Source organism: Corallococcus sp. CA047B, from assembly GCF_003612065.1.
In the GTDB taxonomy this organism is placed as follows: Bacteria; Myxococcota; Myxococcia; order Myxococcales; family Myxococcaceae; genus Corallococcus; species Corallococcus praedator.
Genome location: NZ_RAWD01000394.1, coordinates 1 through 7,572, shown reverse-complemented (window position 1 = coordinate 7,572; position 7,572 = coordinate 1). Strand labels below are relative to the sequence as shown.

At 70.1% G+C, this 7,572-nt stretch carries 4 protein-coding genes and 1 pseudogene; 3 read left to right on the top strand and 2 right to left on the bottom strand.

The genetic code is table 11. The annotated features are described in order from the left end of the window. The first annotated feature begins 98 nt into the window (after positions 1-98). From alaS to D7X74_RS44625, 3 genes and pseudogenes are all read left to right on the top strand, one after another. Positions 99-2,792: an alanine--tRNA ligase gene (gene alaS / locus D7X74_RS36835; RefSeq protein ID WP_120537661.1), complete on the top strand. Its 2,694-nt coding sequence runs from the start codon at positions 99-101 to the stop codon at positions 2,790-2,792. Further along, positions 2,789-3,436: a hypothetical protein gene (locus D7X74_RS36830; RefSeq protein WP_120537660.1), complete on the top strand. Its 648-nt coding sequence runs from the start codon at positions 2,789-2,791 to the stop codon at positions 3,434-3,436. The genes alaS and D7X74_RS36830 overlap by 4 nt, the downstream gene beginning before the upstream one ends. Further along, positions 3,433-3,726 (top strand): annotated as a pseudogene (locus D7X74_RS44625) (TIGR02266 family protein); the annotation flags it as partial. The gene D7X74_RS36830 and the pseudogene D7X74_RS44625, both read left to right, overlap by 4 nt. Before the next feature lie 1,038 nt (positions 3,727-4,764). Here D7X74_RS44625 and D7X74_RS44620 read toward each other — a convergent pair. Together D7X74_RS44620 and D7X74_RS44615 are read right to left on the bottom strand one after the other, a co-directional pair. Further along, a complete protein-coding gene (locus D7X74_RS44620) occupies positions 4,765-5,214 on the bottom strand; it encodes a hypothetical protein (RefSeq protein WP_233602416.1) in 450 nt (149 codons plus the stop codon). 1,895 nt (positions 5,215-7,109) lie between these two features. After that, positions 7,110-7,572: hypothetical protein (locus D7X74_RS44615; protein ID WP_370450846.1), on the bottom strand; the 463-nt coding region annotated here is incomplete at its 5' end.

The following is a 7,572-nucleotide window of genomic DNA, read 5'->3' as shown; positions in this document are numbered from 1 at the left end:
GCCCCCTGCCGTCAGCCCCGCCTACATGGGCCGTCCCACAGGGGATGACCCGTCCAGGAACTGCTGCGTCCGGCCCTCTTGTGGCATATACCCACACCATGCCTTCCGCCCTCACCGCCTCCCAGATCCGCGAGGCGTTCCTCCAGTTCTTCGAGGAGCGCTCCCACCGTCGCGTGGCCTCGTCCTCGCTGGTACCCGTCGGCGACCAGACCCTGCTGTTCACCAACGCCGGCATGGTCCAGTTCAAGGACGTGTTCACCGGCCGCGAGCAGCGCGACTACCGCCGCGCGACCTCCTCGCAGAAGTGCGTGCGCGCCGGCGGCAAGCACAACGACCTCGACAACGTGGGCTACACCGCCCGGCATCACACGTTCTTCGAGATGCTCGGCAACTTCTCCTTCGGCGACTACTTCAAGTCCGACGCCATCGCGTTCGCGTGGGAGTTCGTCACCCAGAAGCTCGGCCTGGACAAGGCCCGGCTCGCCGTCACCGTGTTCAACGGCGAGAACGGCGTCCCCTGGGACGAAGAGGCCTTCGCCCTCTGGGAGAAGCAGGGCGTCGCGCGCGACCGCATCCTGAAGCTCGGCTACAAGGACAACTTCTGGGCCATGGGCGACACCGGCCCGTGCGGCCCCTGCTCGGAAATCCACTACCACCAGGGCAACGACATCCCCTGCGTGGAAGAGGCCGCGGGCCGCCCCTGCCAGGGCGTTGCGTGTGATTGCGACCGGTGGCTCGAAATCTGGAACCTCGTGTTCATGCAGTTCGAACGCAAGGAGAAGGACGCGCCCCTCATCCCCCTGCCCAAGCCGTCCATCGACACGGGCGCGGGCCTGGAGCGCATCGCCGCGGTCGTCCAGGGCAAGCGCTCCAACTACGACACCGACCTCTTCCAGGGCATCCTCTCCACCGTCAGCGCCCTGTGCGGCCAGCCCTACTCCCAGGAGACCGGCGCCTCGCAGCGCGTCGTCGCCGACCACGCGCGCGCCACCGCGTTCCTCGTGGCCGACGGCGTCCAGCCCTCCAACGTGGAGCGCGGCTACGTCCTGCGCCGCATCATGCGCCGCGCCATCCGCCATGGCGCCACGCAGCTGGGCCTCAAGGACCTGTTCTTCTACAAGGTCGTGGACCGCGTCATCGAGCTCATGGGCGACGCGTTCCCGGAGCTGCGCGAGAGCCGCACCTTCCTGCTGGAGGTCGCCAAGCACGAGGAGGAGGGTTTCCGCCGCACGCTCGACCGCGGCCTGAAGCTGATGGACGAGGAGCTCTCCAAGCTCCAGTCCGCGAACCAGAAGGTCCTCCCGGGCAAGATCGTCTACCTGCTGCACGGCACCTACGGCTTCCCCTGGGACCTCACGCAGATCATCGCGCGTGAGCGCGGCTTCGACGTGGACCTGGAGGAGTTCCACAAACTCCAGGAGGAAGAGGCCGCCAACCAGAAGTTCGACACGAAGGCGAAGTCCGGCGGGGACATCTTCCAGGACATCGTCGGCCGCACGGGCGCCACCACGTTCCTGGGCTACGACGGCGAGGGCCACGAGGGCGAAGGCAGCGTGCTCGCGCTCGTGCAGGACGGCGTGGAGGTGCCCCAGGTCTCCCAGGGCGCCACGGTGGACATCGTGTTGGACCGGACGCCCTTCTACGGCGAGTCCGGCGGCCAGCAGGGCGACACCGGCCGCATCGTCGCCCACGGCGGCAAGACGGTGGTGCAGGTGAAGGACTCGCAGCGCCCGGTGCAGGGGCTCATCGTCCACACCGCGGAGGTGACGGAGGGCACGCTGAAGGTCGGCGACATGGTGCAGACGTCCGTGGACGTGGAGCGCCGCAAGTCCATCCGCGCGAACCACTCCGCCACGCACCTGCTCCACAAGGCGCTCAAGCGCGTGCTGGGCGAGCACGTGAAGCAGGCGGGCTCCGTCGTCGCGCCGGACTTCCTGCGCTTCGACTTCTCGCACTTCTCCCCCGCCACGCAGGACCAGTTGGAGCAGGTGGAGGACCTGGTCAACACGTGGGTGCGCGACAACGCGGGCGCCCAGACGCGCATCATGACGCTGGACGACGCGAAGAAGTCCGGCGCGGTGGCCATGTTCGGTGAGAAGTACGGCGACACCGTGCGCGTCGTCACCGTGCACCCGGAGTCCACCGAGCTGTGCGGCGGCACGCACGTGAAGCGCAGCGGTGACATCGGCCTGTTCAAGGTGACGAGCGAGAGCGGCGTCGCGTCCGGCGTGCGGCGCATCGTGGCCGTCACCGGCGTGGGCGCGCTCCAGTTCGTGCGCGAGCAGGAGCACGAGCTCAAGAAGGTCGCGGCGCTCCTGCGCACGTCGCCCAAGGAGGTCGCCCTGCGCGTGGAGGCGACCCAGAAGCGCGTGAAGGAGCTGGAGCGCAAGGTGGAGGAGGTCGCGGTGAAGGCCCAGTCGGCCTCCAACAAGGACCTCCTGGACCAGGCGCGCGACGTCAACGGCATGAAGGTGCTGGCGACGCGCGTGGACCCCGCGGACGACAAGGTGTTCCGCGGCATGGCGGATCAGCTGCGCGACCGCATCGGCTCCGGCGTGATTGCCATTGGCGGCGAGAAGGACGGCCGCGCCATCATCCTGGTGGCCCTCACCAAGGACATGGTCGCCAAGGGCATGAGCGCGGGCAACCTGGTGCGCGAGATGGCCAAGGAAGTGGGCGGCAAGGGCGGCGGCAAGGCGGACATGGCGCAGGCCGGCGGTCCGGACGCGGCCAACCTGCCTGCGGCGCTGGAGAAGCTCTACGAGCTGGTGAAGGGCGCGAGCCCGGCGTGAGCCTCCACGCCCCGTCCCGGCCCCTGGCATTCCTGACGGCGGCCCTCCTCCTGGGGGGCTGCACGAAGGACTCCTCCACGCCCGAGTCCGAAGCCACCGCGAACACGCTCCAGAAGCTGCGCGCGGAAGCGGACCGGGTGAAGAAGGGCGGCGCGGCCTCCGCCCGCCCGGAGCCGGAGACGGACAAGGAGTCGCGGCTGGCGGGCCTGGCCGCGGGGATGGGCGACAGCGGCCCGAGCAAGCTGCGGCTGCCCGCGCGCAACGACACCGTGCACGTGGACACGGTGGCGATGAAGCTCACCGGGCTGGAGTCCTCGCACTCGGTTCGGGGCAGGTCCGGGCTGGGGCTCACCACGGAGGACCTGTTCCTGCGTGTGGAGCTCGTCACCCAGAACGTGGGCACCGTGCCCGCGCCGCTGTCCCTGGATGACGCGTGGCTGGCGGACGCGAAGGGGCAGACGTACGCGCTCGCGCGGGATGCGCAGGCGGTGGCCGGCACGCGGCCCCTGCCCACCACCTGGGCGCCCGAACAGCGCACGGACGTGGTGCTGATGTTCGAGCTGCCTCCGGAAGCCGTGCAAGACGAAGGGCTGGCGCTCGTGGTGAAGGGCGCTGGCGGGGACGTGCGGATCCCCTTGCGATGACCGGGCCGGCCCCCAAGCTCCTCCCTCTGCGCATCCGCCTGCCGTACACGGCGGAGGAGGAGTTCATCGAGCGGTATGGCTCGAACGTGGGGCGCGGCGGAGTCTTCGTGGCCACCCGGGCGCTCAAGCCGGAGGGCACGGGCCTGGCGTTCGAGTTCGTCCTCACGGACGGCACGCGGCTGCTGCGCGGCGAAGGCGTGGTGCTCAAGGCACAGCCGGACGTGGGGAACGCACGGGCCGGAATGACCGTGCGCTTCACCAAGCTGGATGCCGCGAGCAAGGCGCTCATCGACCGCATCGTCGCGCGGCGCGCCGGGACGGAGGGTGAGGACCCGGCGCTGGCGTCGCCCTCCGCGCCCAGGATGGAACCGGCGCCGCTCCCGCCGGGACTCGTGCGCAAGACCCCGACCGTGCCGCCCTCACGGCCCTCGATGCGGATGCCGGCGCTGCCACCCGCTCCGGGTTCGGGTGAATCGGCTCCCGTGCGCCGTGAGGTGGCTCCACTTCCGGGCACTCCGGGCGTGCCTTCACCTGGGATGGGGGTGACGTCGGAAAGTGCGCGACGGGCTCCGGATGCGGCGCAGAAGGCGCCCGTGCCCGCGCCCGTCGTGGAAGCGCCTCAAGCGGCCGAGCCCCCGGTCCTCGCCGAGCCCGATGCTCCGGTGTCGCTCTTCCCGGAGCATGAGGAGGGAGAGGCAGCCCTCGCGTCGATTCCAGACGTGGGCCCTTCGCGCGATGCGCGGGGGAACAAGTCCGTCCCGGGGATGCCGCAGCGGTCGACCCGGGAGATGTACACCGTGCGCTCGGCTGCCGGGGAGTCGTCTGGGGCGAGACCGGAGACGAAGGACTGGAAGGCGCCGCCCGCCTCTTCCGGGTCCTTCCCCGCCGTGAGGCTGCCGTCGGACGCGGGTTCGACGGGACGTGAGCCGACCCGGCCCACGGATCCGGATCCGTTCGAGTCCTCCGACGAAACGACGGATGAGGCCGGAGCAGAGGCCTTCGCGATCTTCACCGAGCCGGAGTTTCCGGAAGGACGCGCGGAAACGCCGGTCTGGAACCCAATCCCGGCCGCGCCTCCCGCCTTCAAGGAAGAAGCACCGTCGCCTGAGCCGGCAACGTCCGGGTCCGCCACGGAGTTCGATACAGCCGCGCTGGCTGGGCTCACGCCTGCGTCGGTGGAGGCGTTCGATCCGAATGGAGTGCTCGGGGAAGTGCAGGCCCCAGGGCTTTCGCAGGACGAGCCCGCAGCCCACGCTGACCTGGCGAATCCCAGCGATACGGGAGCAACGCCAGACACGCGGTTCGTTTCCGATGCGGCGGAGGCGGCATCACCGGACGCACCCGCGGTCGTCGAGGCAGAGGCGGCCCATACAGGAGAGGCGCTGGCTGGGGCAGAGCACTCCCGGGTGACGACCGCGGCCGACGTCGAGCAGCCGCTCGACTTCGATGTCGACCTCCACATGGATGCCGAGGACGGAGCTCCGCCGGAGGAGAGCACCCCGGGCGTTGACGGTGCATCCGGATTCGAGCCCACGGCGTCCACCTCCGAGCCGGAGGCCGCAGCCTCGGATCCGCACCGTTCGTGGGAGCAGGACGAGGCGCCGCGCCATCCGGATGCCGAGCGCCTGCTCGCCTGGGGCATCGACCCCGCGTCGATTCACCACAAGGCGGGCGCACTCCCGGAAGAGGAAGATCCGTTCGCCGCCGCGCTGGAACAGGCCGTCGCAACGAGCGACCCGGCGGACCTGGCTGGCGGCGATGAAGTCGCGGCTTCGCAATCCAATGCGCCTGGTTCGGAGACGCAGGGAAGCACGGTCGCGACGGCGGACGACAGGACGGGGGCGAGTCCAGAGCCTCACGTCACGGCACCGTTGGAGTCACGCGCCGAGGAGTCCACAGCGGGATGGGCCTTCTCGTCCCCGACCTCTTCTGAGCCTCCAGCCGACGAAGCCCATGCGGCATGGCCGGATGAAACCGCGCGCACGGAGGACTCCGCGCCAGTCGAGACGCCTTCAGGCGTGCTGAGCGAGGAGGATGCATGGACCGCGCTCGTCGGGACGTCCGCGCAGGAAGCCGCGCAAGCTGACGCAGCTCGTGCGGAAGCAGCTCCCATCCCTCCCGCGCTGACGCTCGCGGAGCAGTTCCCTCCGGGCGAGGCCTCTCCTGCTGCCGGGGTGTCATCCGCAGCGGCGACGTTCCAGTCGGAGGGAGTGCTCGCGGAAGCGGCTTCGGCGGAGTCTTCGACGACGCATGCCGCATCGACGGTCGAGGAGGCATCAACGGAAGGCGTGTTCTCGGACGCGCAGTCCCTGAACAACGAAGAGCAATCACACGCATCGCTGGCGGATCCCGCTGCCGAGGCGTTCGCGGATGCCATTCCGGTCGAAGAGGGATGGGACGAAGAGCCGTCGGTCTTCACGGTGGACTCCGAACCCACCTCCGGCTCCGTTGCGAACCACCGTGGCGAAACGGTCGCGGGGCAGCCTGCCTTCGAGCCTTCGGCGGCAGAGGCCCTTGAGCCCGCGAGCGGAGAGGCGCCCCCGCTCCCCACCTCCATGCCAGTGGCTGCTGTCGAGGCAGAGCCGGAGAGCACGGATCCATCCGCGACCGAGCCTGCGAGCCCCTTCGCTGGTGAGGAGTCTGATTCAGGAGCGACAGCCCACTCCCCAGAGACCTTCTCGCAAGGGGACGGTTCGGCCATCCTCTCCGGTCAGCCGTCTCTCCCCAGCGACGCGGCACGCGCCTCCGAGCCGGAGGTCCCCACTTCGATAGGCCAGGGGGAAGCGTCATCTCCTGCCCCGACCGCGTCGGATTTCGTCGCGAGCCCCACGGATCCGACTGGCGCGGCACCCGTTGAGAAGGCGCTGCCCCCATCGACGATGCAGTCCGCATCGGGCATCACCACGGCTGACGCGGACGCCCGTCCCACGACCGCATCCGCAACCGTCACGGATTGGGTAGGCGAGGCAACCTTCGCGAAGGCTTCGTCCGCGACGGTCCCGGACCATTCAGCGGAGAAGACGGGCACCGTCACCTCGGAAGCAGTCACACCGCCTGCGCAGGACGCAGCAAGCACTGCCCCGGATCCGCTCGCGCTCACCAAGGAGCACCCGAACACCGCGACCCACACGGCCCCGTCCGAGGATGCGTTGCGCGCGGACTCTTCGGCGCCCTCCCGGCCAGACGCGGAAGGCACCGCAGCGGATGCATCCGCTACGGGCACGGTCCCATCGGGTGAGCCACCGCACGAGGGAGCGACGTCCGCGCTTGAGACGACGCCGACCCGTGTCGAGCCTTCGACGAGCGAAACGCAACACGCGGCAGCAACATCAGCAGCCTCGAAGGAGTCTGCCTCCTCATCGAACGCAGCGCCGCGCATGCAAGCGGGAGCCGCAGCCCCGAAGGAGCCCGTCTCCACACCGGATGCAGCCCCCCGCACAACAGCGGCATCAGCAGTGTCGAAGGAGTCAGCTTCCACGACGGATGCAGCGCCCCACGCGGCAGCGGCATCAGCAGTGTCGAAGGAGTCAGCTTCCACGACGGATGCAGCGCCCCACGCGGCAGCGGCATCAGCAGCCTCGAAGGATTCAGCCTCCACCACGGACGCAGCGCCCCAGACGGCAGCGGCATCAGCAGAGTCGAAGGAGTCGGTCCCCACGACAGACGCTGCACTTCACGCGGCAGCGGCAGCCTCGCAGGATTCAGCCTCCACGACGGATGCAGCGCCCCACGCGGCAGTAGCATCGGCTGTCTCGCAGGAGTCGGCCTCCACGGCGGACTCCGCGCCCTCCGCAGCAGCAGCCTCGGGAGCACCTGCCTCCGCCACGCCCTCGACGGAGGCAGCAGAGAGCAAAGCCGCGTCGCCAGACACCGCACTCCCTCCGGCCCAGACCAGCCCCTCCGCGGACACGAAGCCCACCGACGCTGCCGCTGCGGCCCCACTCCCGGCGCCCCCCGCCGAGGCAATCACCGCCAGGACCACCGCCTCGGGCGAACTCCACCCGTCCGCGCCACCGCAGCGCCCAGACACCGCGCAGACTCCAGACCCCAGGCCGTCGGAGACCCCGCCGCCCCCCGCCTCGGAGGCACCGGGTCGCGCGGACGCCGCGCGCAACCGCCGCCGCACGCTCTTCGAC